Raw genomic sequence first — 25,883 nt, forward strand, 5'->3', positions numbered from 1 at the left:
AATGATACTATTTCTAAAATTTTATGTCTTTTTAATTTCATTAATTGATAGTAATCTATTATTAGGTAAATTAATCAACAATTTTAAAAGTTAAGGAGGTACTTCTATGAAGAAGTATAAAAAGCTTATTTCTTTAATACTTATTGTAGTTTTAACTATAACGTTGTTAGCTGGCTGTAGTAAACCATTAAATAATGGAAAAGCAGCTAACAGCTCTAAGAAGGTTACACTGCGTTTTATGTGGTGGGGCGGAAATGATCGTCATAAAGCTACACTTGATGCAATAAATCTTTATACTAAAGAGCATCCCAATGTAAAGATAGATGCTGAATACAGTGGTTATGATGGTTACCTGCAAAAATTAGTTACACAGTTAAGTGGAGGAACCGCTCCTGATTTAATGCAAATTGATGTTCCTTGGGTTCCAGAACTTATGGCTCAAGGTGATTTCTTCGCCGATTTAAGTCAGCAGAAGAATATTAACACCAAAGCATTTGATGAGAAGTTCTTAAAGAATTATTGCTATGTCAATAATAAGCTTATTGGCCTACCTACTGGAATAAATAATTCAGCACTTTTTGTTAATAAGGATTTCTTTAATAAATATGGCATAGACGACAAAACTGTATGGAACTGGGATAACTTTGCTGAAGCAGCAAAAACTGTCCATCAAAAAGATAAGAACGCATACTTTTTAAATGCTGATGCTACAGTAATTTATTATATGTTGAAATCGTATGTAATTCAGCAAACTGGTAATCAATGGATTAATGATGATTATACACTTGGATTTGACAAGAAAACCTTAACTGATGGTTTTAAATATTTTGATAATCTATTTAAAGTAGGTGGTATTCAACCCTTTGCAGAAAGCGCTCCTTTTCAAGGAAAGCCTGAACAAAATACACTATGGATAAATGGTCAAATAGGTACGTTTTGGGATTGGGCTTCAATATATGCAATAAACAAGTCTAATATTAAGAATTTGTCTATCACTCTACCTCCTGTAGCACCTAACGCAAAACAAACTGGTATTGTAGTTAGACCTTCACAATTAATTGCAATAAACAAAAACTCAAAGAATATAGAAGAAGCCTCTAAATTCTTGAATTGGTTTTTCAATGATCCCGAAGCAATAAAAATATTGAAGGACGTAAGAGGAATTCCTGCAACAGAAAATGCACGTAAAATATTAACAGATCTAAACAAACTGGATCCTGTTCTTAACGATTGTACAACTCTTGCATTAAAGAATATGTCAATGCCTGAAAATAGTATAAGCCAGAATCAGGAAATTGAAAAAATAAGCACAGATATTGTACAAGAACTCGCATACAAACAATTGACTCCTGAACAAGCAGCTGATAAACTAATTAGCAGTTATAAGCAAAAGCTTTCTGAACTTAAAAATCAGAAGTAAGCAAAGTGAGATTTAAGGTAATTTACACAAGGTGTTGGCAATGACCAACACCTTGGTTCACAATTTTATAAGAGGTGATTAATAACATGAAGCGATATAAGAAAAAAGATTTTGTAGGGCTCTTATATATAAGCCCATGGATCGTAGGTTTTCTTTTATTTACTCTATATCCGTTTATAATGACATTTACTTATTCATTCACAAATTTCAGTATTACAAAAGCTCCTGTATTTAATGGTTTAAATAATTATATATACATGTTTACAAAAGACAAACTTTTTTGGCCATCGTTATTAAACACAATAAAATATGTTTTCATGACTGTTCCTTTGAAATTGGCTTTTGCCTTATTAGTAGCTATTTTATTAAATATAAAAATTAGAGGAATTAATGTTTTTAGAACTGTTTATTATCTCCCTTCAATATTCGGCGGAAGTGTAGCTGTATCAATATTATGGAGATCCTTATTTATGAAAGAAGGTATCATAAATAAGTTTCTTTCTTATTTTCATATTATTGGACCTGATTGGCTTGGTAACCCACATATTTCATTATTTACCGTAAGCCTTCTTGCCGTTTGGGAGTTTGGTTCATCAATGGTAATCTTCCTTGCAGGGCTCAAACAGGTACCAAATGAATTGTATGAGGCAGCCTTGATAGACGGAGCTTCAAAGATCAGAAGATTCTTCTCAATAACGCTCCCTATGATTTCCCCTGTTTTATTCTTCAATGTTGTTATGCAAACGATAAATGCATTCCAGGAATTTACAGGACCATATATAGTAACAGGCGGAGGCCCTATGAATTCAACTTATGTTTATAGTCTGCTAATATACGATAATGCATTTAAATATTTTAAAATGGGGTATTCTTCAGCCCTTTCATGGATTCTATTTTTATTAATATTGTTAATTACAGCTATACTATTCAAGTCTTCACCGGCTTGGACATATTATGAAGATGGGGGTAAGTCCATATGAGATCTAAAATTAATCACCATAAAAATGGATATATGTTAAAGATATTAACTTATATATTTTTAATTATTTTTGGCATATTTATGATTTATCCTCTTTTGTGGATAGTTGCAGCTTCATTCAAACCAAATGAAGATATATTTAAGTCTTTGAGCCTTATACCTTCACATCTGGTGGCAGACTCCTACATTAATGGCTGGAAAGGAACGGGTCAGTATGGTTTTGGTAAATTTATATTGAATACCTTTATAATGGTCATACCTACCGTTATATTTACTGTAATATCATCAACAGTTGTGGCCTACGGCTTTGCAAGATTTAATTTCCCATTAAAAAAGATTTTATTCGCACTGATGATTTCGACCCTCATGCTGCCAGGATCAGTCATAATTATTCCAAGATATATACTGTTTAATGGGTTTGGATGGCTAAACAGTTACAAGCCCTTTATCATTCCAGCTCTATTTGCGTCAACGCCATTTTTCGTATTTATGATGGTGCAATTTTTAAGAGGTCTTCCCAAAGAGCTAGAAGAATCTGCTATAATAGACGGATGTAACTCATTTCAAACTCTTATAAATATAATAGCTCCACTATGCAAACCGGCGATAATATCCATGGCAATATTTCAGTTTATATGGACCTGGAATGACTTCCTAAATACATTAATTTATATTAACGGTGTGGAAAAATATACGGTATCACTTGGCCTTAGGATGTCTATTGATGGTACATCTGTAATCAATTGGAATCAAATAATGGCAATGACTGTAATTTCAATGCTCCCATGTATTATTATATTCTTCTCAGCACAGAAATACTTTGTGGAAGGTATCGCAACTACTGGGCTAAAAAGTTAAGGAAAAACCTAAGTATTAAGAAGAAAATATTCAGTTATATCAATAAACAAATATTAAAACTGTTAAAAGATTAATCCAATCAATACAGATAATATATCAATGATAGAATGGTAATATATTATATTTTTTCATCTATAGCTAATAAAATATCGAGTAGCCATTCTATCTTCTTATTTTTTTATACAGATTGCTTTTATCAAGAATGTTTCAATGTCGACAATCTTCACATTTATGCCTCACTATTCCTGTTAATTTTATTTTTTTATGTATTCCTTTAGGGTCAGAATGACATTGGTAGGATTCATCCTAAGTCGGAGATTCTGACATATCCGAAATTATAATGAAATCAAGGTCTTCCTTTTTATATTTCCAGTATTCCGGATGGGCAGGTTCTGCATATGTTAGAATACCATTTGCATAATTTCCGGTCTATGTTGATATAATTTCCTGTATCTACTTATATTTTTTAATAGCCTCATGGGTCAATCTTCAACATAAAAACATCTATCGCTAAATGGTATATTTATCAATTTTTCCGGCAACCTCAAATTGGCATTTATAATGTCATAACCATAGGCGATAGCTATTTTTCTTAACATGCCTCTTTTATCCGCACTTATTGGCATTACCAACAATATTAACTTGTAATCAATTTTATCACCTCTATCAACTGCTTAGCATTTGTTTCTGCTATAACATTCATTAGCATTTCATATCTTTATCTTTTTGGTTCTCTGCATAATCTTTTAGTAGCATTCTTATTTCTTCATTTATGTTCATTTTCTTTTTAATAATCTTATAAATCTATTTACTTTACTTGGTAACTCAATCTATTACTATTATCTGTGTTTTTATGTCTTCTCTTATATAGTATATTCCTTCATTTAGATTTTTTATTGCTACACCTTGATATCTTTTGATATGTTCTATCATTTTTTCAGAATTGCTATTGCTTGCCATCGTTATTGTCAAATTATAAATTTTTATTACATCTATATTCTTTATTCCTCAATCACTTCGCCTCGTTACCTTTTTCTATCTTATTTATAACAACTTTTTATATAATCTGTAATAGAAATACTCTAAATATTATACTCATTCTATGCTTCACCATAGGCTTTATTCAGACTTTGAGAAGAAATTATATTGACTTAAATATTTATAATAGTAGAATATTATTTGTATGTTATAAAGATGAAATGTTAGCAAAAAAATAACAAGCGTAATAGGGTTGAATACCGTCTGCTTAATTTTTATTGACAATTATTCACTGTAATGAATATAATTATATATATGATTAAATAAAAATGGTGATAATAATGGGATATATTAATATGATATATAATACATTCATCCTTAATAAAAATTATGACCTTTCACATGAAGATATTCTAAAAATAAGGGAAAAGAAATTCAGAAAGCTTCTAAGACATGCCTATACACATTCGAAATTTTACCATAATTACTATAATGATAACGGCATTAAGAAAAGTGACCTTGCGTATATTCCTATAGAAAATTTGCCACCAATAGATAAAAGCATTTTCATAGAAAACTTTGATGATATTGTTACTGATAAGAATCTTAGTAAGCATAATATAGAAGAGTTCATAAAAAACGACGATGTAAGCAATAAGAAATTTCTCGGAAAATATACTATCATTCACTCCTCTGGAAGCACTGGCACACCTACTATTTTTGTTTACGACAAAAAAGCTTGGGAATATGTATTAGCTGCTGCATTTAGGGCTTGTAAAGGAGAAATTCGCATACGTGATGTAATATCTGAAATAGGCGTAAAAAAGTTTTTGATAGAAGGTTTTAGAAATCTCAATGTTTTGTATATCGCAGCAACAGAAGGCAGATTTGCAGGTGTGATGGCTGCTAGTAGTGGAATAAGTGGTTTTGGTTTTAATCCTATGCTTTTAAATATAAATATTCCCCTCGACGAGTGGTATGACAAAGTCGTAAGTTTTATGCCAAGGGTTATTATTGGTTACCCTTCTGCAATAAAAATTCTCTGCGATATGATAAGGGAAAACGGACTTTCCTTTGATATATTCCGTGTTGTATCATGTGGAGAACCCCTCACAAAAGAACTCAGAGATTATTTTGAGTCCGTCTTTAATACCGATATTTTTGATCTTTATGGTTCATCGGAATCTTTGATAATAGGTCTCGGAAGGAAGAAATATGATGGATTTTATATATTCGATGATATAAATTATGTAGAAGCAAATGGTAATTGCATATATTTAACATCTCTATATAATTTCACTCAACCTTTGATAAGATATAAGCTTACTGACATTGCATTGGCTAAAGAAAGGAATGCAAATGAATATCTGCCATTTACAAAAATCAATGGGATTTCCGGGAGAAATGAAGACATGATGTGGTTTATAAATGACAAAGGTAAGAAGGATTTTTTGCATCCCTTAATCATTGATGATATAAATATCGATGGAATCATAAAATATCAATTCATACAGCATTCGTATAAGGATTTTGAGGTTGACATTGAAATTAGCAATGGAGCGGATTTTGATACTGTATCAAATAAATTCAGTGATAACATCAGGAAAATCCTGAATAAAAAGAGCTTAACGGGCATTAGATATACAATAAAAAGAGTCGACAGAATTCCTATCGACTCTCATAGTGGAAAATGCAAACTTGTCGTAAGGGACTTTTAGCATATTTATTCAGCTCGGGCTGAATTAAAAAGCCCATAAATGCGCCCATTGAACTGCTAACTGTCAATACTGTACTTTAATGGTTATGTCATTTATTCTATTCTAAATTTTTTAACAGATTCCATAAGTATGTCTGCATATTCTTTTAATTGATTTGCAATTTTTGCAAGTCCCTCTACAATTGCCGCTTGCTCTATTGATGTTGCCGATACCTCTTCAATGGACGCGGCTGTTTCCTGAGATACTGCAGCTATATCTTGTATCGTATTGACTATGGAATTTTTATTTTTCTCAATCCCTTTCAGTGATTTATTAAGCCCATCAATCTTTTCCATTACGAATCTCACCGCTTCTTTTATGCTTTCAAACATCTCTTTTGTATTATAAACTGAATTACTTTGCTCATTTGCTATAATATTGGAGTATTCAACTTTCTTAACAGTTTCTTCTATATCTTTTTGTATTTCTATAATCAATGAAGCTATTCTTTTTGCAGCATCTGATGATTGATATGCTAATTTTCTTACTTCGTCGGCTACAACGGCAAATCCTTTACCACTTTCACCAGCTCTCGCAGCTTCTATTGCCGCATTTAAAGACAGCAAGTTTGTTTGATCTGCCATGCGTTTTATTGTATCTACTATTTCCCCAATCTGGTTTGACTTTTTCTTTAACAATATAGTAGAACTTTTGACATTGTTATTAGAGTCAATGCTAAGGCGTGTTTTATCTGTCAGGTCATTGATAATATCCATTCCTGATTTTGATATCTCATTTACATTATTTATTTCACCAAATATGTCTTTTACATCATCTATTGATCCGTCTATAAGTTTTCCAAGATTTGATGCGGATTCAGCACTATTTTGTGCATTTTTCGACTGGCTCGAGGCTCCTTCTGCAATCTGTTGGATAGCTTTTGACACATCCTGCATGGACAGCGATACTTGTCCGGAAGAATTCTCGAGGTTTTTTGATATAGTATTTATAGATGATGATATTTTACTTATATTATCTATAAGTGACTTTATTCCATTTATCATTATATTATAGCTTTTTGATAAAGAGCCTATCTCATCATTTGATTTGATTGATAACATTTCTGTTAAATCACCTGATGAGGCCTTTCGCATTATTTTATTTAACTTTTCAATATTTAAAGTTATTCTTTTAGTAAATATTGATGCAAATAGGAGTCCAATAATAATACATACAATACTTATCAGAATTATACTGTATTTTATTTTTGATACATTTTCATTTAATTCCGAAGTATTCATATTTATAACAGCTTTCCATCCAAAGTCTTTTAATTTATGTATAGATGCAAACTTTTGCACAGCATTGTCAAAATAATCAATTGTTTTATCATTTAATGCCAATAATTTTTTACCGTAACTTAATTTATTTACATTAGTATATAATAGTTTATTATTTTTGTTTGCTATTATATACCCATTATCTGATATTAGAGATACTTCACCTGTCTTTCCTATTTTTATGTTTGAAATAATTGTAGATAATGAATCAAAATTTATATCAATTGCAATAACACCTACTATATCAAACTGTGGGTTTCTTACAGCTTTTGATAATGTTATTACACCCGCGTTTGTATTATTATCACTGTATGGCCCCGACCATATTACTTTATCTGGATTTTTTATGGCTTCGGTGAACCATTTTTGCTTAGTGGGATCATAATCTCCACTAATTGGTATATCCGGCGTTCTAATCAATTTTTTATCTGGTGTTGCTAAATATATTAAAGATATTTTTTTGTTTGTTGTTATTATATTTTGAAAAAACGTTTGTAAATTTTTCTTATCTTGATCAAAATTTCCTTTGTTATAATTTATTATATTATCAGAAGCAGCTAAAATATTTATCTGTGATTCGGCACTATACTTAAAAATGTTTACATTGTTGTCTATAAGATTAAATATATCATTATTTGCAGAAATTATGTTGTTCTTAAGTATGGTTTTAGATTTTTCAGTTGATAAATATCCTGCAATAGTTAAAGGGAAAATTATTATTATTAATATAAAGGTTAATAATTTTGAAAAAAGGTTCTTCGTTAAAAACATAATTAACTCTCCTCTTCATTTGTTTACTATTGATTATGCAAATGCTTGCACCAATATTATAACACTTTTAATATAATTTAGAAAGATAATCATGTGATAAAAAAACAGATGATCATATTTGATTTTAAATCACCTGTTTACTAGTTGGATTGTATCTAATATAAAATGCTCAGCAGTATATAAGATGCACTTCATTAACTTCTATCTATTCTACATATGGCAGTGTCGAATTTGCATATGGTATGACAAGTATTTTTGCGCCATCTTCATGTTTTTTCAGTGCCTCATCAAGTGCATCTTGTACAGTTTTGGCATATTTAAAAAATATTTTTTCAGTAAAATCTCGGTCAAGCGATGAAACAAGGTATATTTCAGCTCTTTTTAGCACCTCACATATAACAGCTGCTTTATGAGCTCCAAGCCTGAATTCCTCTTTAATCCACTTTAATGGTTCATCAGGGCATGAAGCATTAACCATCCAATCTGAAAAAAGTTTTTCACCAAGCCCCTCAATGCATTCTGCAACTAAAATGATCGTTCCGCCGTCTTTTACAGAATACGCGGCATTATCAAGGCCTTTTTGTGCTTGATAGAGGTTTATATCTTTTGGATACCCTCCGCATGAGGCTATTACTATATCCGCCTTTTCAGATATTACCCTCTTATACATTTTATCGATGTATTTAGCACCTTCTCTATGTGCTCTAACAGGATCACCTGCAACAACCTTTACTATTTCTTTATGGCTGTTTAAAACGGCATTAACTATAAAATCAACACCTGCAAGTTTGCCACCTTCTTCAATGTCTTCCCTCATTGGATTTCCATCGATTTTACCTGGCATTGCACCATTTGAAAACATCAAGATATGATTTTTCTCAATTGTGTTTTTGCTGCATACGCCTGGTAACAATGCTTTATAGCCACCGCTATAGCCTGCTTTATAATGTAGCTCGAGGTTACCTGTTGCGATAACAAAGTCTGCATCATATACTTCACGAAATACCTCAACAGGCGTTCCCCTTTTTGTTGTTCCTACATATACACAATCATTTATATCATGGTCAATACATCTTACCCTCTTTAATATATCTTCACCAACAAGCTTCTTTTTTTCTTCTTCTGTTTGTTTTCTGTGGTATCCTAAACCAAAAACGACCTTTATACTTTCATCAGGTATTCCTGCTTTATTTAATTCATCAACTATTGGCGGTACCATAATATTTGACGGCGATGGACGTGTTATGTCGCTGGCAAGTATTACTACATCCCTTTTACCCTTTGCCATATCTTTAAGCGATGGTGAACCTATAGGATTTTCAATCGAATCAATAACTTCTTTTTGTGGATCATAGACACCTGGTAAATCTTCTGGATAAAGGACATTACACATCTCTTTATCGAGTTTTACAGATACTGTTTCTTTGCCATATTTAAGTAAGACATCTTTATATTTATCGTCTTTCATATATTACTATCCTTTCTTGCTATATAATTCATCTTAATTTAAAGCCTGTCATATCATAAAAGCTGTCACTTATTTTGTTTAATGTTGGAACATCCGGCATCAATTTATATAATACATCATTTATAGCTGATGTATTGACATTATCATTAATCTTCGCTCTCCAGCCTGTTCTATCTTCAAATTCTTTAAATTTATCAGAATATTTTTCTTTCGCAATAAAAATTAAAATACAAAAGAACTATCTTACATCAAATCTCGCGCCTTTTTTATAAGCCTTGATTCGGAACTAAAATATTCGTCAATAAGTGATAGCATCTGATTAACTTCCATAGCACCGTCATCTTTTGTTTTACTTAGTTCAGATTCCAAAACGGCATGGTATAAAAACATCCTTCTCTTATTAAGTTGAAAATCTAGAAGATTGTCCTTACTTGAGGACATCCTTATACCACAGTCAAGCAAAATATTTTTACCATATATTTTTATAAGGTAACATAAGGCGCCTACTTCATTTGCTCCACCACAAAAAATTAGCTTCATGAAAATCTTCTTTACTTTACTTTGTTTGTCAATTTTCCTATTCCTTCGATTTCTATAGTGACTTCATCACCAGCATCTAATGGACCGACACCAGATGGCGTGCCAGTAAGTATTACATCACCTGGATTTAATGTCATAACATGTGATATGAATGATATAAGCTTTGGAACGCTGAAAATAAGGTGTTTTGTATTGCTGTGCTGTTTTAATATGCCATTGACATATGTCTTTATTTCAAGGTTTGAAGGATCTAAATCAGTTTCAATCCATGGTCCTAAAGGTAAAAATGTGTCAAAGGATTTCGCTCTAGTCCACTGTCCATCTTTTGACTGCAAGTCTCTTGCTGTAACATCATTTGCAATAGTATATCCTAATACATAGTTTAATGCTCTTTTTTCGGGAACATTTTTTGCAGTGTCTTTTATGACAACCGCAAGTTCTCCTTCATAGTCAACTCTTTCTGACATCTGCGGTCTTATTATGTAGTCATTCGGTCCAATAACTGCCGTTGCTGGCTTTATAAATAATGTCGGTTCATCTGGGCGCTTGTCCCCCATTTCTTCGATATGGTCGCCATAATTTAAGCCAACACAGACAGCTTTCGTTATTTCACATGGCGATAAAAGTTTTGTTTCTTTAAGTTCTACATTTAGTATTCTATGACCATTAATCATAACTACGCTATCTCCAACGATTACACCATACTCTTTAAAAGTGTTGTCTACTCTTACAATCCTCACAATCACACACTCCCTTCTAATTCTATAATGATATTTTAGCATAATATATATTTAATGTAAAAATCATTTTATCGCGTTAAATTGAAAAATTATATTGACATATTGAGATTTTTATTATATTATATTTACAATAATTTAGTTAAAAACTATGACAGAGGAAAGTAGATATGCCGTGAATTTTAGCGAGTCCGGGTTGGTGTGAGCCGGATATTTTAAGCATATTGAAGTTCCCTCTTGAGTTGCAAGCTGAAATTTAAGTAGGTGATGCCGGAAGCTTCTACCGTTAAAAGGAAGGGAGTATGTTAGTACTCTTGAAGTGAACCGATTAAGGTTAATAAAGGTGGTACCGCGGGAAGTCCCTCGTCCTTTTGGATGAGAGATTTTTTTTATCACAAAATATATGTAAAGGGGTTGATTTTATGGTAATTATTATGAAGGAAACTGCTACAAATGAAGATATCGAAAGAGTTTGTGAATATGTGAAAAAATTTAATTTGACAACACATGTAGTAAATGGTGCTGAGAGGTCCATAATCGGAGTCATAGGCAATGTTGAAGTCTTAGAGGATAAGCCTATTTCAACAATGGCGGGCGTATATGATGTTGTAAGAATATCATCACCATATAAACTTGTAAGCAGATCTGCAAAACCGGATAATACAGTTGTAAAAATCAAGGATGTATATGTTGGCGGGGGAGAATTTGTCATTATGGCAGGTCCTTGTGCCGTAGAAAGTTATGAACAAATGTTGGAAGCCGCAAAGGCTGTCAAAAAATCGGGTGCAAAAGTATTAAGAGGTGGCGCATACAAGCCAAGAACATCTCCATATTCATTTCAAGGCCTTGAAGAAGAAGGACTAAAAATTTTGCATGAAGTTGGCAATGAGACGGGAATGGTCACCATTACAGAAATAGTAAGTAGTTCACATATAGAAAAAGTATCACAGTATGCTGATATATTGCAGGTTGGTTCAAGAAACATGCAAAATTTCGAGCTTTTAAAGGAAATAGGCAAATCAAATATGCCCGTTCTTTTAAAGCGCGGGTTATCATCTACAATAGAGGAATGGCTTAATGCAGCAGAATATATCATGAAAGAAGGAAATCCCAATATTATATTGTGTGAAAGAGGCATACGCACTTTTGAGACATATACGAGAAATACACTTGATCTAAATGCCGTTGCAGCGGTTAAGAATCTCTCACATCTCCCTGTCATAGTAGACCCGAGCCATGGAACAGGAAGGCGTGACCTTATAGCGCCTTTATCAAGAGCTGCTGCTGCCGTTGGAGCAGACGGCCTTATTGTAGAAGTACATCCACATCCAAATGAAGCACTATCAGATGGTGCACAATCACTTACACCTGTTGAATTTGATATGGTATGTAAAGAAGTAAATAAGATTTTGACAGCATTAAAATGAAATCGAGAAACAGTTATTTCATTTGATATTGGATTGAGCCGTCCCTTATTTGGGACTTTCTTTTTTAATACATGTTTGGGAAGTTGAGCTGCCGAAGTGCTTCATATACCACTATTGCTACGGAATTAGAGAGGTTTAGAGATCTATCTGCTTTTACTTCATTCATAGGTATCCTGATGCAGTCATCCGCGTATTCTTCTCTAAGCCATGCTGGAAGGCCAGCAGATTCCTTTCCGAAAAGTATGTATGAGTTATCCTCATATACTACTTCGTGATAAAAATGTTTTCCCTTTGTAGTCGATAGATAATACTTGCTGCCTTTTGTCGCCTCAAGGAACTCCTTTATGTTATCATATACTTTTACATCAAGATATGGCCAATAATCAAGTCCAGATCTTTTTAAATATTTTTCTCTCAGTGAAAATCCAAGTGGTCTAACTAAGTGTAGTTTTGAGCCGGTCAGGACACATGTACGAGCTATATTGCCTGTATTCTGCGGTATCTCAGGTTCAACTAATACTATGTTTAATGCCATTTTATATTCCCCCAGTTTATTTGAAAAACTTTCTTGGTATATACCGCCACATTGCGTCTATCATTCTATCATTGGGCTCAAAAAACAGTATAGTTCTTTTGCCGTTATTTTCAAATACGGCAAAATATACATCTGGTGAACTCATACTGCTCACTGCTTCAATCCTGTTCGGTATATTTTTGTACTCATTTGTATATTCATCACTATTTAATTTCGCTGCGATTTCAAAATCTTTGCAATCAATACTTAAGATTTTTTTTCTTCTACTTTCTGCAATTATCTTATCAACATCTAATTCACCATTTGTAAATGCGTATTCGTATTCTATATTTCTCGATCTTATTACAAAATAAGCAAAAAAAGGTATTGCTAATATAAAAAATAATATAAAATTTTTAACTATAGGAATCATAGGTATTATAAAAAATACAACTATTATTGCAGCCAAAATTAATCCGACTACAGTCCATGTATCCTTAGATGTCTTCTGCCTTTTAACAAGCTTTTCAATAAAAATATCCACAATATTCCACCTCTTTTTATAGCTTAATATTATTATATCACGACGTTATTCATTTACAACATTTTAAACCTTCATATATTTCCACTTACCCTGTTTAAATCTATATGAATACATGAGAGAACGAGCAACAAAATCAAAGCATATACCGATCCAAATTCCGTAGACACCCATTGCAAATATCTTACCAAGCGTATATCCTATTGCTACTCTAAATAACCATAAACCTACAAAGGCTGTCAGCACTATATACAAAAGGTCTCCTGCAGCTCTTAAAATACCTGATAATACATTCATTATCGCCAGCATAGGCTCAATAGCGGCAAATATCCTGATTACAACAGACCCCATCCTTATAACTTCCGGATCTGATGAATATAAAGCAGCAAGTTGCCTTGCAAATATAAACATCAAGATACCGATAACAGTTATTACTTTTACAGCTATCTTATTAGATAACTTACCATATGTCTCGGCTAATAATATCCTTCTTGCACCGAGGCTTCTGCCAACAAGGCTTGTTGCAGCTAATTGGAACCCAAATATTGGCATAAAGGCGAGACTATTTGCATTCATACCTATCTGATATACAGCAATCGATGCAGTACCCATTGTAGATACTATAACTTGCATAACAAGAAAGCCACCTTGCATTATAAGCTGCTCTAATGAAGCGGGTATTCCGACTCTGATTATGCGCATCATCATACCAAAATCAAGTCTTATCTTTTCCCTTATGTCGAGGTTAATTTTCCTTTTGCCGAAGTAAAGAACATAAAGCTGTATAAAACCACCTATTACCCTCGCTATTGTGACAGCCAATGCCGATCCTTTTACTCCATATGCCGGTATATATACATGGCCACCAAAATGTACGCCAAAAACCAAAAGGCTGTTTAAAATAAGGCTTATTATATTTATTGTTGCCGTTATATACATAGGTGTCCTTGTATCGCCGGCACCTCTTAATGCACCACCGAGGACTATATCAATTATTACAAAAGGCATACCGAGTAATACAATCCTATAATATAAAAGTCCTAAATCAAATACTTCTTTTGATACAGTTCCAAAAAATGCCTTTATAAGTGGTACTGCTAAAATATATCCAAATACAGTAAAGCATATAAATATAAAAATGCACATTATAAGTGACTGCATAACTGCAAGTCTTGCTTCTTTGTCATCCTCTTCTCCTATAAGTCTTGCAACTATTACTGTAGAACCTGTCGATAACCCCGCAAAAATAGCCTGAAAGAAAAATACAAGTGAATTTATCATTCCTACTGCTGCTATCGCAGCTGTACTTATATGTCCTACATATATTGTTGATATCATACCAACCATCATTATAAGCATCTGTTCTATGATGGAAGGCCATGCTAATTCTAGTACTTCTTTTTGCAAACTTACTCTATGTTCGCCTCTTTCCATTTGTAACCCCCACAATTAAATCTCGCTCCCTTTTTTTATGAAATATCCGCCTAATTTTTTATTAATTTCACTTGCTATTTTATCTATTTTTATATTTTTCATTATATCTTCATCAAAGAGTGATAATTGTTTTACCTTGTTTAAGCTTAAGTTTGAAACAGATAAGCCAATTAGTCTTATCGGTTCATAAAGCTTCATTTCTTTTAAAATAAAAAAGGCGACATTATATATATCTTTGAATGAATCAATATATTCATTTAAAGTCTTACTTCTTGTATGTGTCATAAAGCTTGCCGTTTTTATTTTCACAGTTACTGTTCTACAATACAATTTTTCTTCTTTCAGTTCTGATGATATTGTTTTTGAAAATTCCTTTATATAGTTTAATAAAAGATTTATGTCATTAGTATCTTTTTTAAGCGTCGTTTCCTTACCTATGGATTTCGTCTCTCTATAGACTTGGACGGGCCTTTCATCAATACCCCTGATTCTTTCAAATATCTCTTTGCCATATTTCCCGAATATATTCTTAAGTTCTTCTTCGCTGAGTTTTAATAAGTCATCAACTTTCTCAATGCCTATTTTTTTAAGCTTTTCTGCAGATTTTTCTCCTATCCCATATACTTTAGAAACAGGAAGCGGCCTCAATATATCTGGAATCATATCTTCCGTTATAACCATTAAACCATCTGGTTTATTCCAATCAGATGCTATCTTTGCTAAAAATTTATTGTATGAAACACCCGCAGATATAGTTAATCCAGTGGTTGTTTTTACTTTTTCTTTTATTTCCTTGGCAATATCTTCTGGATCTTTGTCGATATTTGAAACGTCCAAGTACGCCTCATCGATCGATAGAGGTTCAATGATATCTGTTACTTCATATAAAATACTAAAAATGTTTTTTGAAACCTCCCTATAGCGTTCAAACCTAACAGGCATAAATATTCCCTGCGGGCAAAGATTTTTTGCCATATACATCGGCATAGCTGAATGAACACCATATTTTCTCGCTTCATATGAACATGTTGATACAACACCTCTACCAAAAAGCCCACCAATTATTACCGGCTTCCCTTTAAGTTTTGGATTGTCATGCTGTTCTACAGAGGCAAAAAAAGCATCCATGTCAACATGGATTATTTTTTGGTGTTTCATAATATATTCCCTCATAATTTTTATTATAGCATATTTATAATTAGAACCAAAATCCCCTTAATGGTTATTTCTCTTCTCCTAAAAATTTCATCATGAATTTTATTACAATATAAAATATGAAAAGCGTAATAAATGTCATTGGCATGCCGTATATCATTAGTTTAAATGCTTGAAGCATAATTTCATCCCCTTTAGTTATCTTTTTTTTATCAATCTATTCTATATCATTGAGCTTACAATAGCTATAACAATTCCACCGGCAATAACAGATCCTAATTGTCCTGCCACATTTGCCGCGACTGACTGCATTAGTATGAAATTCGATGGATCCTCTTTTTGCGCCATCTTTTGTATTACACGGGCTGACATCGGAAATGCTGATATACCTGCTGCACCTACCATCGGATTAACTTTTTTCTTCAAAAATATATTGAGTATTTTTGCGAATATAACTCCGCCAGCTGTATCAAATATAAACGCAAGTAATCCCATAGCAAAGATAAGCAATGTCATTGGCGTCAAAAATTTATCCGCCGTCATTGTAGCACCTATTGTTATACCGAGCAATAATGTGACAAGATTTGCAAGTTCATTCTGAGCTGTTTTTGAAAGCCTCTCAAGTACGCCGCTTTCCCTTATGATATTGCCAAACATCAATGGTCCAATTAATGAAATACTCATTGGAACTAGTATACCTGATGCAAATGTAACAATAATTGGAAATGCAATTCGTACTTTTTTTGAGACTTTACTTAAGTTTAGATTCATACGTATTCTTCGCTCATTTTGAGTTGTTATTAATCTTATAACAAATGGCTGTATTATAGGTACGAGTGCCATGTAAGAATACGCCGCAACAGAAATCGGTCCTAATAATTTTGGTGCAAAAAGGTTTGATACGTAGATTGAGGTTGGACCGTCGGCAGCACCTATAATTCCGATTGATGCAGCTTCTTTTAAGCTGAAGCCCGCCCATTCAGCAATAATAATCGTCATAAATATTCCGAATTGTGCTGCAGCACCAAAAAATATCATAAAGGGCTGCTCTAAAAGTGGTGTAAAATCAACCATAGCACCAACAGCTATAAATATGAGTATCGGGAATAATTCAGTTTTTATTCCGGCATTATACAATATTGAAAGAAAGCCATCTTTGCCAATGACGGAGGAAAGGGGCAAATTTGCAAGAATGGTGCCAAAACCTATTGGCAATAAAAGCATAGGCTCATAGTCTTTTTTTATCGCTAAATAGATTAATGCGATGCCTATGACATACATTATGATATTTTGCCACGTGATATTTATTATTCCTTGATATAGATAATTCATATTAGACCTCCCATTTTCTTTAGTTAATTGCATAAAAAAATAAGCAAAACCAAAATAGCACAAAGCTATCAAGGTCTTGCTACTTAAAAAGCCGCCCGGGATTATATCCGTGCTGTCGAACGGCTTAACCATCTTTGGTAAGCTACTCCCCTTAATATACAATATTATACTACACAAAAATTTATATAATCAACCTTTTTTCGCGCTTAATTTCCTTTTAACAATCTTCAATCTAAAAAAGTCTTCCCTGTTTTTTTCTTCCAACACTTCGCTTATCGTCTTTACAATCCCTTTATACTTAGGTATCTGTATATTCTTAAGTGCATTTGCCCTTTTCTGAGTCTTCTTTATCTCCATCGCAAGTTTGTATGAAGAGTCTTCGACTTCAGCAAGCCTATATAATAGATACTTAACCTCTTGAAATTTTTTAACTGCTATATCAAGGGCTGTATTTGTATGGTAAAAGCTGTAATACAGATCTAAATCTTCCTTTTTGTATCTTATCTGTGGTATCTCAACTCCCATAACACTTCTTGTCAATATAGTAAAATCGGTTGTATCTGGAATTGATTTTGCCACTTCATATACATTTGTTATACCCATCGTAATATTGGCAATTTGAAGTGCTTCATACGCTTCTTTAAAGACGACATGGACTTTTAACTGTATTTCCTTGGCTTCGTCCATGAGGGACATCATTTCTCTTATTAAGACATTGCGCTTCTTATCTAGAAGCTCAAACCCTTTCGTGGAAAATTCCAGTGCATTTTGTGCAGCCATCAGATTTGACCGTGTCGGTGCTATGTTTTCTTCCATATCAGATTACATTCCTTTCCTAAAGGAGAGTTTTTCCCTTTTATATCATTCTAAGTGCTTGAAGAATCTCTGATATTCTTATATGGTGTCACGTCTTTATCTATGACATTCTTATTAAAACTTCCCTAACATCAGAAAGACATTGTAGTATATGCATTATAATACTTCTTTATAAAATCTGGATTGACTCTATTAAGCTCTGATTCAGGCAATATTGATAAAAGCTTCCACATTATATCAAGGGTTTCTATTATGTTTCTATTTTCATCAAAGCCTTGTCTTACAAAATTTTCTTCAAACTGCCGCCCGAATTCCATGTACTTCTTATCAATTTCTGAAAGCTCATCTTCACCTATTACCTGTGCTAATGCTCTCACTTCCTGTACATATGAATAAGCTGAAAATATCTGATTTGCAACATCTGAATGGTCTTCTCTAGTGTAGTCCTTTCCTATTCCATCCTTCATGAGCCTTGACAATGATGGAAGAACATTGATAGGCGGATATACTCCCTTTTGAAATAGATCCCTGCTTAATACTATCTGACCTTCTGTTATATAGCCTGTAAGGTCTGGGACAGGATGTGTTATATCATCATTTGGCATTGTAAGTATCGGTATCTGCGTTATACTGCCAGATTTCCCCTCATTTATGTCTTCCTTTAACATTCCTGCCCTTTCGTATAGGCTTGCAAGATCTGAATACATATATCCTGGATAGCCCTTTCTCGATGGCACTTCCTCCCTTGAGGAAGATATCTCTCTTAATGCCTCACAGTAACTTGTCATATCTGTCATAATTACAAGGACGTGCATACCAAGTTCAAATGCTAAATATTCCGCCGCCGTAAGTGCACATCTTGGAGTTATTATTCTCTCTACAACAGGGTCATCTGCTAAATTCATGTACATAACAACTCTCTCAAGAACACCCGATTCCTCAAAGTTCTTCCTAAAGAAATCCGCTTCGTCATGTTTTATTCCCATAGCCGCAAAGACTATTACAAAATTTCCACTTTCTTCCGAAATACGAGCTTGCCTAACGATCTGCGCTGCAAGCTCATTGTGTGGCAGTCCATCACCAGAGAAAATCGGCAGTTTCTGCCCTCTTATCAACGTCGATAAGCCGTCTATTGCGGATATTCCAGTTTCAATATAATTTCTTGGATACTTCCTTGCAACAGGATTCATCGGCCTTCCATTTATATCATATGTAACATCAGAATAAATCTCACCTGCACCATCGATAGGCTCTGCTATACCATTGAAAACTCTCCCGAGGATGTCCCGTGATAGTTGTATCCTCATGGGTTTCCCAGCAAAACTTAATGAACAGTTATCAAGGGAAAAACCTGATGTACCTTCAAAAACCTGAATAATTATCTTATCGCCATCTATTTGCACAACTTTGCCTCTTTTGCGCCCTTCACCTTCTATATCAAGCTCCACCATTTCGTCATATGCAGCATCATTGACACCATCGATGACTATAAGAGGTCCCCTCACTTCATTTAGCTTGAGATACCTTATCTTCATTTTCTGCACCTTCTTCATACATCATTTCAAGGGAATTATAGTAATCATCTATTTCCTTATTCATATTGCTAAAATACTCATCATCGTCTTCCCTTGCGTTGTACTTCATCATAATGACTTCATTGAATATTTTCTCATTGTGAACCTTTGATAATGGAATTCCCTTCTTGACACATTTTAATGCACTCTCATACAGAATATCTATGGTTTTAAGCATCTTATACTGTTTTTGTGGTGAAACATAGGTATCCATGCTGTTGTATGCATTTTGCTGTAAGTAACCCACCTTGATTATTTTCGAAATATCAAGTATTAGCCTTTCACCGTCAGGAAGCACATCTTCGCCTACTAATTTTACTATCTCCATCAATTTATTTTCTTCTTGAAGTATTCCAAGCATCTTTTCCCTTAATTTTAGCATATCCTCTGATACATTTTCAGTGTACCAGTCTCTCAACATCGATACATATCCACTGTATGATGATAACCAGTTTATCGCTGGAAAATGCCTTGCATGGGCTAATTCCCTATCAAGTGCTAAAAATGTCCCTACAACTCTTTTGGTGTTTTGTGTAACAGGTTCCGAAAAATCACCGCTGGCAGGTGATACAGCACCAATTATTGTTATAGATCCTTCTGTACCATTTAAATTCTTTACATAGCCTGCTCTTTCATAAAATTGTGCTAACCTTGAAGCAAGGTATGCAGGATATCCTTCTTCTGCGGGCATTTCCTCAAGCCTTCCGGCTATTTCCCTCAAAGCTTCTGCCCAACGAGAAGTTGAATCGGCCATCATTGCTATGCTGTACCCCATGTCCCTGAAATACTCCGCAATGGTTATTCCTGTATAAATAGATGCTTCACGGGCCGCAACAGGCATGTTTGAAGTATTTGCAATTAGTATTGTCCTATCCATTAAAGGATTGCCTGATGAAGGGTCCTTAAGCTCCGGAAAGTCCTCAAGAACTTCTGTCATCTCATTGCCACGCTCACCACATCCAATGTATATTATTAAATCTGCATCACTCCACCTTGCCAACTGATGCTGTGTAATTGTCTTACCTGTCCCAAAGCCACCCGGTATTGCTGCTGTCCCGCCTTTGGCAAGCGGGAAAAATGTGTCAATTATCCTTTGCCCAGTAACAAGCAATTTATTTATAGGTATCCTTCTCTCAATCGGCCTTGGAGTCCTGACAGGCCATTCCTGATAAAGTTTTAGCTTATATTCTTTGTCATTATCTTTTAAAATAGCTATTACATGCTCAATATTGTATGTGCCGCTTTTTTCGGCGAAGGTGACTTTTCCACCTATGCCAGGTGGAACCATGAGCATATGTGTAATTAAAGAAGTCTCTTTTATCTTTGCATATATATCGCCTGCTTTTAAGGCATCACCTTCTTTTATTAAAACCTCAACATTCCATTTTTTCTCTGTATCAAGTGAAATAAGCCCTATGCCTTCCGGTATGAACCCCTTTGATGTCTCAAAAATCTTTGAAAGGGGTCTTTCGATGCCATCAAAAATATTGCCTATAATTCCGGGACCAAGCTTTACTGAAAGGGGTTTTCCTGTTGATATGACACTTTCACCGGCTTTTAATCCAGATGTTTCTTCATAGACCTGTATTGTAGCAATATCTCCATCAAGTGATATAATTTCACCAATAAGCTTTTTTTCACCGACTAGGACCATTTCTCTCATTTTAAAGCCCCTCATATTTTTAGCTTTTATGACTGGTCCATTTATATAAAATATCTTGCCTTCAAGCATTCCCATTTTAACATCAATCCTTTCAGCATGCATTATCTAATTACAGCTGCACGCTATCAAGCTTTTCACTAAGCTTTTGGCCGATAAAACTTCTCTTTTCTTCAATCATTGACATAATCGTTGCGTCAAACCTTTTTGCCATATCAGTTGTCTCAATATAAAAGCCACCAATTATGTCTATCTTTGCTTCTTCAATATAATAATTTCCACCATAATTAGAATTCAATATTGTACCTATTTGGATCCCATGTTTTTCTATATCATCTTTTGTAAAATAGAAATGTGCTTCATTATTAATGTTAAGTGTTTTTATTGCGTCACTTATAAGGTTAAATAAAAATTTTGTATACTCTTCTGTTTTAACAAACTCACGAGCAGAATCTACAATATATGCAAAAAACCTCTCCTCCAGCTCTTTTTTCTTTTTTAATAATTTATAATGCCTTTCATATTGGGCTTTAGATATCATCTGCTGCTTTTTTGTCTCTGCCTTTTGTTTAGATGTATTTCTAAGAGGTTTTTCTATTTTTTCTTTTTCTGCTAATAAAGCAGCTTTCTGATTTTCATAGTTCTTTAATATCGCATTCTTTTTTTCTTCATATTCTTTATTAATATTTTCATACAATACTCTATTGAAAAGAGCTACTTTATCCTGAATAGACGGCATAATATCACCTCACATTTTTATCCCTATAGACTCTCTTATATAGCGTGTTATAAAGTCTTGCGGCATCCTACTTCCATGTCTATCTGGTATTTCTACAATAATTGGAACAGTTCTTTTAAGCCTTATTTCTTTTATTACATCTTGGATTTTAGAAGACAGCAGTTCCGTTATTAGAATAATACCTATGTTCTTATCACTTATAAGCCTTTTAAGTTCCTTTAAGACTTCATCCCTTTCATGAAGGACAATCCCTTCTATCCCTGCAAGCCTCATACCTGTCAATGTATCAGTATTATCACTCAATAGATAAACTTTCATAATTGTTTCATTCCCTTCAAAGTCACAATTACAATCTGCCAAATATCATGATAGATACTATGAGACCATATATTGCTATTCCTTCTGCAAGACCTACGAATATAAGTGTCTTTCCGAGTATTTTTGGATCCTCTGATACTGCGCCAAGTGCAGATGAGCCAACGGAACCAACTGCATAACCGGTGCCAATTGTCGCAAGTCCGGTTGATAAAGCTGCCGCAAGATAACCAAGACCCTTGCTCTGGTCATTTGGTGTTGCCGCTTTTGCAATACCTGGCACAAGCATTATTAAAAATGCGCCGATCAAGACAGCAAATGAACTAATACTCAATTTGAAAAACCTTCTGCCATTGATTAATTTTCCACCCTTGTAGATGTAAATTCCAGCACAAATAGTAATAAGAACGATAAATGCGGCTATATAGACAAAACTAAACATCAAAATCTCCTCCTCTTATTTTTTATATTTAAGCTATGTGAAAGGAATGAAACTCAGCAAACTATATGCCTGTTTCGATAATTTTAGTTTTCTTGTTTCTCTTTTTGCCCTTCTGTATTCGTAAGTAAAGTTTAAATGAACTGGTTCATATTCTATGCCGTCGCCTATAAAATACTTGCTGAAAAGCTCATAAAATTCAAGTCTCAATGCCTGTATAAATACTATAAGTCCTTCTAATCCGATAATAACTACGTTGCCGATTATAAGCATCAATATGCTTCCGGCCCTTGTATTCATCATGTTGGCCATTGTAGCAAAAGCAACATATAAACCGACGTGATTAAGTGCAAATGCTCCTACCCTTATAAATGATATTGTATTTGATACCATTGAAAGTATCGTCTCTATTACGCCAAACCCCTCTTCGACATAATAATCTGAAACAGGTTCATTGTATAATTTTTTTGACTTCATCAAGATATTTGAAAGAGGTTCTTTAAATAGCATCAATATGAGACATACGACCATTATAATAACCTGTAATTCAATATATTTATATGTCCCATTTACAACACATAAAGCCGTTATGAGTAAGTCCCAATAGAAAACTAGACCTGTTATCCCATTTCTGCCGAATATTCCTTCTTTAATATTTTTATTTAACTTGCTATTGTATATTCCATATACAAAACCTATTGTAATGAGGATAATTCCAAGAACGACGGCACTTAATAGCATCGTATTAATATTTAACATAGGTCTTAATAATAGTGCCGGTATAATTTTTTCTGAGCCAAAGACACTACCATATAGTATACCAAAGATCATCGATGTAAGGCCGAGCCTTTCAAGTATCCCTCCAAAATTTGAATTTTTCATCTTCTTGTTTAGTAAAAGACCTCCAAGAAATCCGATTAAACCCTGTCCTACGTCTCCAAACATCGCACCAAACAAGAGCATATAAGTTATGGCAAAAAATGGTGTCGGATCTTTCTCATTGTATGTCGGCACGCCATACATCTTTACTAGGGTTTCAAAGGGCTTAAATAACCAGTTATTTTTTAGATGTGTTGGTGGAGTAATTGCGGGCATAAGATTTTTTGCGTCCTCATCAATAAGCAATATGCCGCCACCTATGGAATCATAAAGCATCTTTTTAAGTCCTTCAATCCTATTTACCGGAACATATCCAAACATGAAGAATAGGTTATTGCCATATGCAATATCTGTTTTCATCTCTTCGATTTTCTTTTCCACGGATAAGCGTGTGTAAGCTGCTTTAACAGTTTTTAGATATTCTCTTTTAATATCCTTTATAGAGTCTATAATATCATCTATTTCTTTTTTCTTAGCAATTATAATATCGTTTATAATACTTATAACCTGCATAGAATTACCGCTATAATCCTTTGGAAGCTCCAGTTCTGTATAATTTAATGATGAAAAAATACGTTCAACAGTCTCATTCAGAACCTTAGGCGTTATAGCATATAATATGATATTGCCATCGTGGTCATCGAGCCTTTTTACAATTGCTGGAACATTATCGTAGTTTTTTTGAAGTTTTTTAAAGTTTTCCCTAGACAAACTTATAAGCTTAAATGACAAATACTTTAGATTCGTCAGCATATTTATATCTATATTAAAATATTTAAGGTGCTCAAGGTTAGACATATAAGCCTTAAGTTTATCTATTTCCTTGTTTTTCTTATCCAGTTCATCGACTTTTGACTCAATCTGTTTATAAATCATATTAAGTTCTTCAATATATTTATCATAGTCATAATCCTCTTCTAAATATTTGAGTTTAAGAGTCTCTTTTAAATCAAATACCTCAAGTAGTTTTTTAATTACCTTTTCGTCATTTGTAAAATCCCTTCTTTTCGTGATAGGTTTTAAAAACGGCATTTCCTTTAATGCTTCCACATTTTCTTCTGATGGAGGCATCATAAAATTACTAGAATTTAAATAGCTTAGGGCATTTATCATATGGATGCTGCCATCAATAAGAGCTAATCTTAAAGCTTTATTCATATCTTTAATAGAACCTATCATGCCAAAAACTTTCATCTTTTCAACTGCCAATTTCGACCCCCCCTATCATATTTCCCTAATAAGGAATTTTTTTGCTTCATCAAATGGCATGTTATACCTGATACTTTCTGTGATAGATATTATATCTCTTATCTCGAATTCTAAAAACAGTATATATGCTACTACATGTATAATATTCATCATCGCTGTTCTTTCGAGTGCTCTAAGTTTGAAGTATATATATCTATTGATTCTTCTCTCCATATATAAATCAATAATCTCTTTATTAAAGAGGAACGAATATGGTGTTGATTCTTTCGTAAGTGCAAAAAACTCATCAAGACTTTTGGCATAACATAGTGCCTTTCTCTCGTTATATGTCAATTTATCTCCAAAATCAATCGTATAATTGAGGATTTCCTCAGGTGATAAACTATAGAACTTCATTCCACGGTAGATCCATTGGATATTAAACAAGTCCGCAATTATGCCTTCCATTTTTTCAAGGATTTGCCTGTCACTTTTTGATATCATCTTCCAGTACCTTTGTATTATGCTGTAATATGCCATGTCGAGGGCCATCTCAAGATAAAATAAACTTTTTCTCTTTCCCTTTAATATAGGTTCTATATATTTGTAAAACTCGGAACCTTCAAAGGCTCCTATTAAATCACCGATTGTCTTCGATGCGAAAACTTTTTCAGGTTCTACATCACTATACTTTCCAACAAACACAAAAGTTTTTTCATAGGAGTCCAATTCTGTACCATTAAATATAAGCCTTGCAAAGCTCTTTAAATCCTCTATTTCATATTTTACGTACAATGATTTTATAAATTTTTTATAATTCCCATTAAAATAATGCCTAATCTTTTCTACATTTTTTATTAGATAGTTTCTCAAGATGTTTTCAAGATCTCTTCTACTGATATTTTCTAAATTGATATCTTGTAACATTTCACCGTAGTATGTATTATCTTTTAAATAATTTGCTACATCTTTTACAGAATTTTTTTCAAGCATGTTTATATAATCTTTGTCTTTTAAAAATTTACCTTGCAATGAACGTATTTTTGTATTAACCGCAGCAAACCTCGTAACATTTTCCATCT

The 25,883-nt window shown here is 33.4% G+C and carries 24 protein-coding genes and 1 other annotated feature; of the genes, 5 read left to right on the top strand and 19 right to left on the bottom strand.

Features of this window, described 5'->3' with window-relative positions:
- The first annotated feature begins 106 nt into the window (after positions 1 to 106).
- From CPG45_RS04660 to CPG45_RS04670, 3 genes are all read left to right on the top strand, one after another.
- Positions 107 to 1,420, top strand: coding sequence for an ABC transporter substrate-binding protein (locus CPG45_RS04660; protein WP_096230849.1), 1,314 nt, complete (start codon positions 107 to 109; stop codon positions 1,418 to 1,420).
- Between the two features lie 257 nt (positions 1,421 to 1,677).
- Positions 1,678 to 2,400 (top strand): carbohydrate ABC transporter permease, encoded by a 723-nt coding sequence (locus CPG45_RS04665; protein WP_502695802.1) that lies wholly within the window; start codon positions 1,678 to 1,680, stop codon positions 2,398 to 2,400.
- On the top strand, positions 2,397 to 3,257 hold the full coding sequence (locus tag CPG45_RS04670) for a carbohydrate ABC transporter permease (protein WP_231969010.1): 861 nt from the start codon (positions 2,397 to 2,399) through the stop codon (positions 3,255 to 3,257). The genes CPG45_RS04665 and CPG45_RS04670 overlap by 4 nt, the downstream gene beginning before the upstream one ends.
- Before the next feature lie 825 nt (positions 3,258 to 4,082).
- Here CPG45_RS04670 and CPG45_RS16780 read toward each other — a convergent pair.
- On the bottom strand, positions 4,083 to 4,229 hold the full coding sequence (locus CPG45_RS16780) for a hypothetical protein (RefSeq protein WP_157732332.1): 147 nt from the start codon (positions 4,227 to 4,229) through the stop codon (positions 4,083 to 4,085).
- A gap of 362 nt (positions 4,230 to 4,591) precedes the next feature.
- Between CPG45_RS16780 and CPG45_RS04680 the strand changes: the two genes are divergently transcribed.
- The gene (locus CPG45_RS04680; protein ID WP_157732333.1) at positions 4,592 to 5,953 is read left to right on the top strand and encodes a phenylacetate--CoA ligase family protein; all 1,362 of its coding nucleotides are present in this window, start codon (positions 4,592 to 4,594) and stop codon (positions 5,951 to 5,953) included.
- Positions 5,954 to 6,045: 92 nt separating this feature from the next.
- On the opposite strand, the gene CPG45_RS04685 is transcribed toward CPG45_RS04680, so the two are convergent.
- The 4 genes from CPG45_RS04685 to CPG45_RS04700 form a co-directional block, all read right to left on the bottom strand.
- Complete coding sequence (locus tag CPG45_RS04685) at positions 6,046 to 8,043, bottom strand: methyl-accepting chemotaxis protein (RefSeq protein WP_096230852.1); 1,998 nt, start codon at positions 8,041 to 8,043, stop codon at positions 6,046 to 6,048.
- 205 nt (positions 8,044 to 8,248) lie between these two features.
- The gene (larAH6, locus tag CPG45_RS04690; RefSeq protein WP_096230853.1) at positions 8,249 to 9,511 is read right to left on the bottom strand and encodes a nickel-dependent malate racemase, LarAH6 family; all 1,263 of its coding nucleotides are present in this window, start codon (positions 9,509 to 9,511) and stop codon (positions 8,249 to 8,251) included.
- A gap of 243 nt (positions 9,512 to 9,754) precedes the next feature.
- The gene (locus CPG45_RS04695; protein ID WP_096230854.1) at positions 9,755 to 10,051 is read right to left on the bottom strand and encodes a hypothetical protein; all 297 of its coding nucleotides are present in this window, start codon (positions 10,049 to 10,051) and stop codon (positions 9,755 to 9,757) included.
- 11 nt (positions 10,052 to 10,062) lie between these two features.
- Positions 10,063 to 10,791, bottom strand: coding sequence for a fumarylacetoacetate hydrolase family protein (locus CPG45_RS04700; protein ID WP_096233474.1), 729 nt, complete (start codon positions 10,789 to 10,791; stop codon positions 10,063 to 10,065).
- Positions 10,792 to 10,930: 139 nt separating this feature from the next.
- Positions 10,931 to 11,162 (top strand) — a binding site (T-box leader).
- Between the two features lie 48 nt (positions 11,163 to 11,210).
- On the opposite strand from CPG45_RS04700, the gene aroF reads away from it, so the two are divergent.
- Positions 11,211 to 12,215: a 3-deoxy-7-phosphoheptulonate synthase gene (aroF, locus tag CPG45_RS04705; protein WP_096230855.1), complete on the top strand. Its 1,005-nt coding sequence runs from the start codon at positions 11,211 to 11,213 to the stop codon at positions 12,213 to 12,215.
- A gap of 64 nt (positions 12,216 to 12,279) precedes the next feature.
- Here aroF and CPG45_RS04710 read toward each other — a convergent pair whose 3' ends face one another.
- The 14 genes from CPG45_RS04710 to CPG45_RS04770 all read right to left on the bottom strand — a co-directional run bounded on the left by CPG45_RS04710 (position 12,280) and on the right by CPG45_RS04770 (position 25,881).
- Complete coding sequence (locus tag CPG45_RS04710) at positions 12,280 to 12,750, bottom strand: tRNA (cytidine(34)-2'-O)-methyltransferase (RefSeq protein ID WP_096230856.1); 471 nt, start codon at positions 12,748 to 12,750, stop codon at positions 12,280 to 12,282.
- A gap of 16 nt (positions 12,751 to 12,766) precedes the next feature.
- A complete protein-coding gene (locus tag CPG45_RS04715; protein ID WP_096230857.1) occupies positions 12,767 to 13,273 on the bottom strand; it encodes a DUF6106 family protein in 507 nt (168 codons plus the stop codon).
- 63 nt (positions 13,274 to 13,336) lie between these two features.
- Entirely contained in the window at positions 13,337 to 14,704 is a 1,368-nt protein-coding gene (locus tag CPG45_RS04720; protein WP_096230858.1) for an MATE family efflux transporter, read from the bottom strand.
- 15 nt (positions 14,705 to 14,719) lie between these two features.
- On the bottom strand, positions 14,720 to 15,862 hold the full coding sequence (locus tag CPG45_RS04725; RefSeq protein WP_096230859.1) for a DNA polymerase IV: 1,143 nt from the start codon (positions 15,860 to 15,862) through the stop codon (positions 14,720 to 14,722).
- Between the two features lie 64 nt (positions 15,863 to 15,926).
- Positions 15,927 to 16,040, bottom strand: a complete 114-nt coding sequence (locus tag CPG45_RS17880) for an OadG-related small transporter subunit (RefSeq protein ID WP_255405139.1) — start codon at positions 16,038 to 16,040, stop codon at positions 15,927 to 15,929.
- 41 nt (positions 16,041 to 16,081) lie between these two features.
- The gene (locus tag CPG45_RS04730; RefSeq protein ID WP_096233476.1) at positions 16,082 to 17,191 is read right to left on the bottom strand and encodes a sodium ion-translocating decarboxylase subunit beta; all 1,110 of its coding nucleotides are present in this window, start codon (positions 17,189 to 17,191) and stop codon (positions 16,082 to 16,084) included.
- A gap of 189 nt (positions 17,192 to 17,380) precedes the next feature.
- Positions 17,381 to 18,007 carry a V-type ATP synthase subunit D gene (locus CPG45_RS04735; RefSeq protein ID WP_096230860.1) on the bottom strand — a complete coding sequence of 209 codons (627 nt, stop codon included), beginning with the start codon at positions 18,005 to 18,007 and terminating at the stop codon, positions 17,381 to 17,383.
- Positions 18,008 to 18,138: 131 nt separating this feature from the next.
- Positions 18,139 to 19,542 carry a V-type ATP synthase subunit B gene (locus CPG45_RS04740; protein ID WP_096230861.1) on the bottom strand — a complete coding sequence of 468 codons (1,404 nt, stop codon included), beginning with the start codon at positions 19,540 to 19,542 and terminating at the stop codon, positions 18,139 to 18,141.
- Positions 19,514 to 21,319: a V-type ATP synthase subunit A gene (locus CPG45_RS04745; RefSeq protein WP_231969011.1), complete on the bottom strand. Its 1,806-nt coding sequence runs from the start codon at positions 21,317 to 21,319 to the stop codon at positions 19,514 to 19,516. Before CPG45_RS04745 ends, CPG45_RS04740 begins: the two co-directional genes overlap by 29 nt.
- A 34-nt stretch (positions 21,320 to 21,353) precedes the next feature.
- Entirely contained in the window at positions 21,354 to 21,980 is a 627-nt protein-coding gene (locus CPG45_RS04750) for a V-type ATP synthase subunit E (RefSeq protein ID WP_096230862.1), read from the bottom strand.
- A 9-nt stretch (positions 21,981 to 21,989) separates the two neighbouring features.
- Positions 21,990 to 22,298 carry a V-type ATP synthase subunit F gene (locus tag CPG45_RS04755; RefSeq protein WP_096230863.1) on the bottom strand — a complete coding sequence of 103 codons (309 nt, stop codon included), beginning with the start codon at positions 22,296 to 22,298 and terminating at the stop codon, positions 21,990 to 21,992.
- A gap of 28 nt (positions 22,299 to 22,326) precedes the next feature.
- Positions 22,327 to 22,737, bottom strand: a complete 411-nt coding sequence (locus tag CPG45_RS04760; RefSeq protein ID WP_096230864.1) for an ATP synthase subunit C — start codon at positions 22,735 to 22,737, stop codon at positions 22,327 to 22,329.
- Positions 22,738 to 22,770: 33 nt separating this feature from the next.
- Complete coding sequence (locus tag CPG45_RS04765) at positions 22,771 to 24,822, bottom strand: V-type ATP synthase subunit I (RefSeq protein WP_096230865.1); 2,052 nt, start codon at positions 24,820 to 24,822, stop codon at positions 22,771 to 22,773.
- A gap of 15 nt (positions 24,823 to 24,837) precedes the next feature.
- The gene (locus CPG45_RS04770; RefSeq protein ID WP_096230866.1) at positions 24,838 to 25,881 is read right to left on the bottom strand and encodes a V-type ATPase subunit; all 1,044 of its coding nucleotides are present in this window, start codon (positions 25,879 to 25,881) and stop codon (positions 24,838 to 24,840) included.
- Between the last annotated feature and the right edge of the window lie 2 nt (positions 25,882 to 25,883).

The sequence above is a fragment of the Thermoanaerobacterium sp. RBIITD genome, assembly GCF_900205865.1.
Taxonomy (GTDB): Bacteria; Bacillota; Thermoanaerobacteria; order Thermoanaerobacterales; family Thermoanaerobacteraceae; genus Thermoanaerobacterium.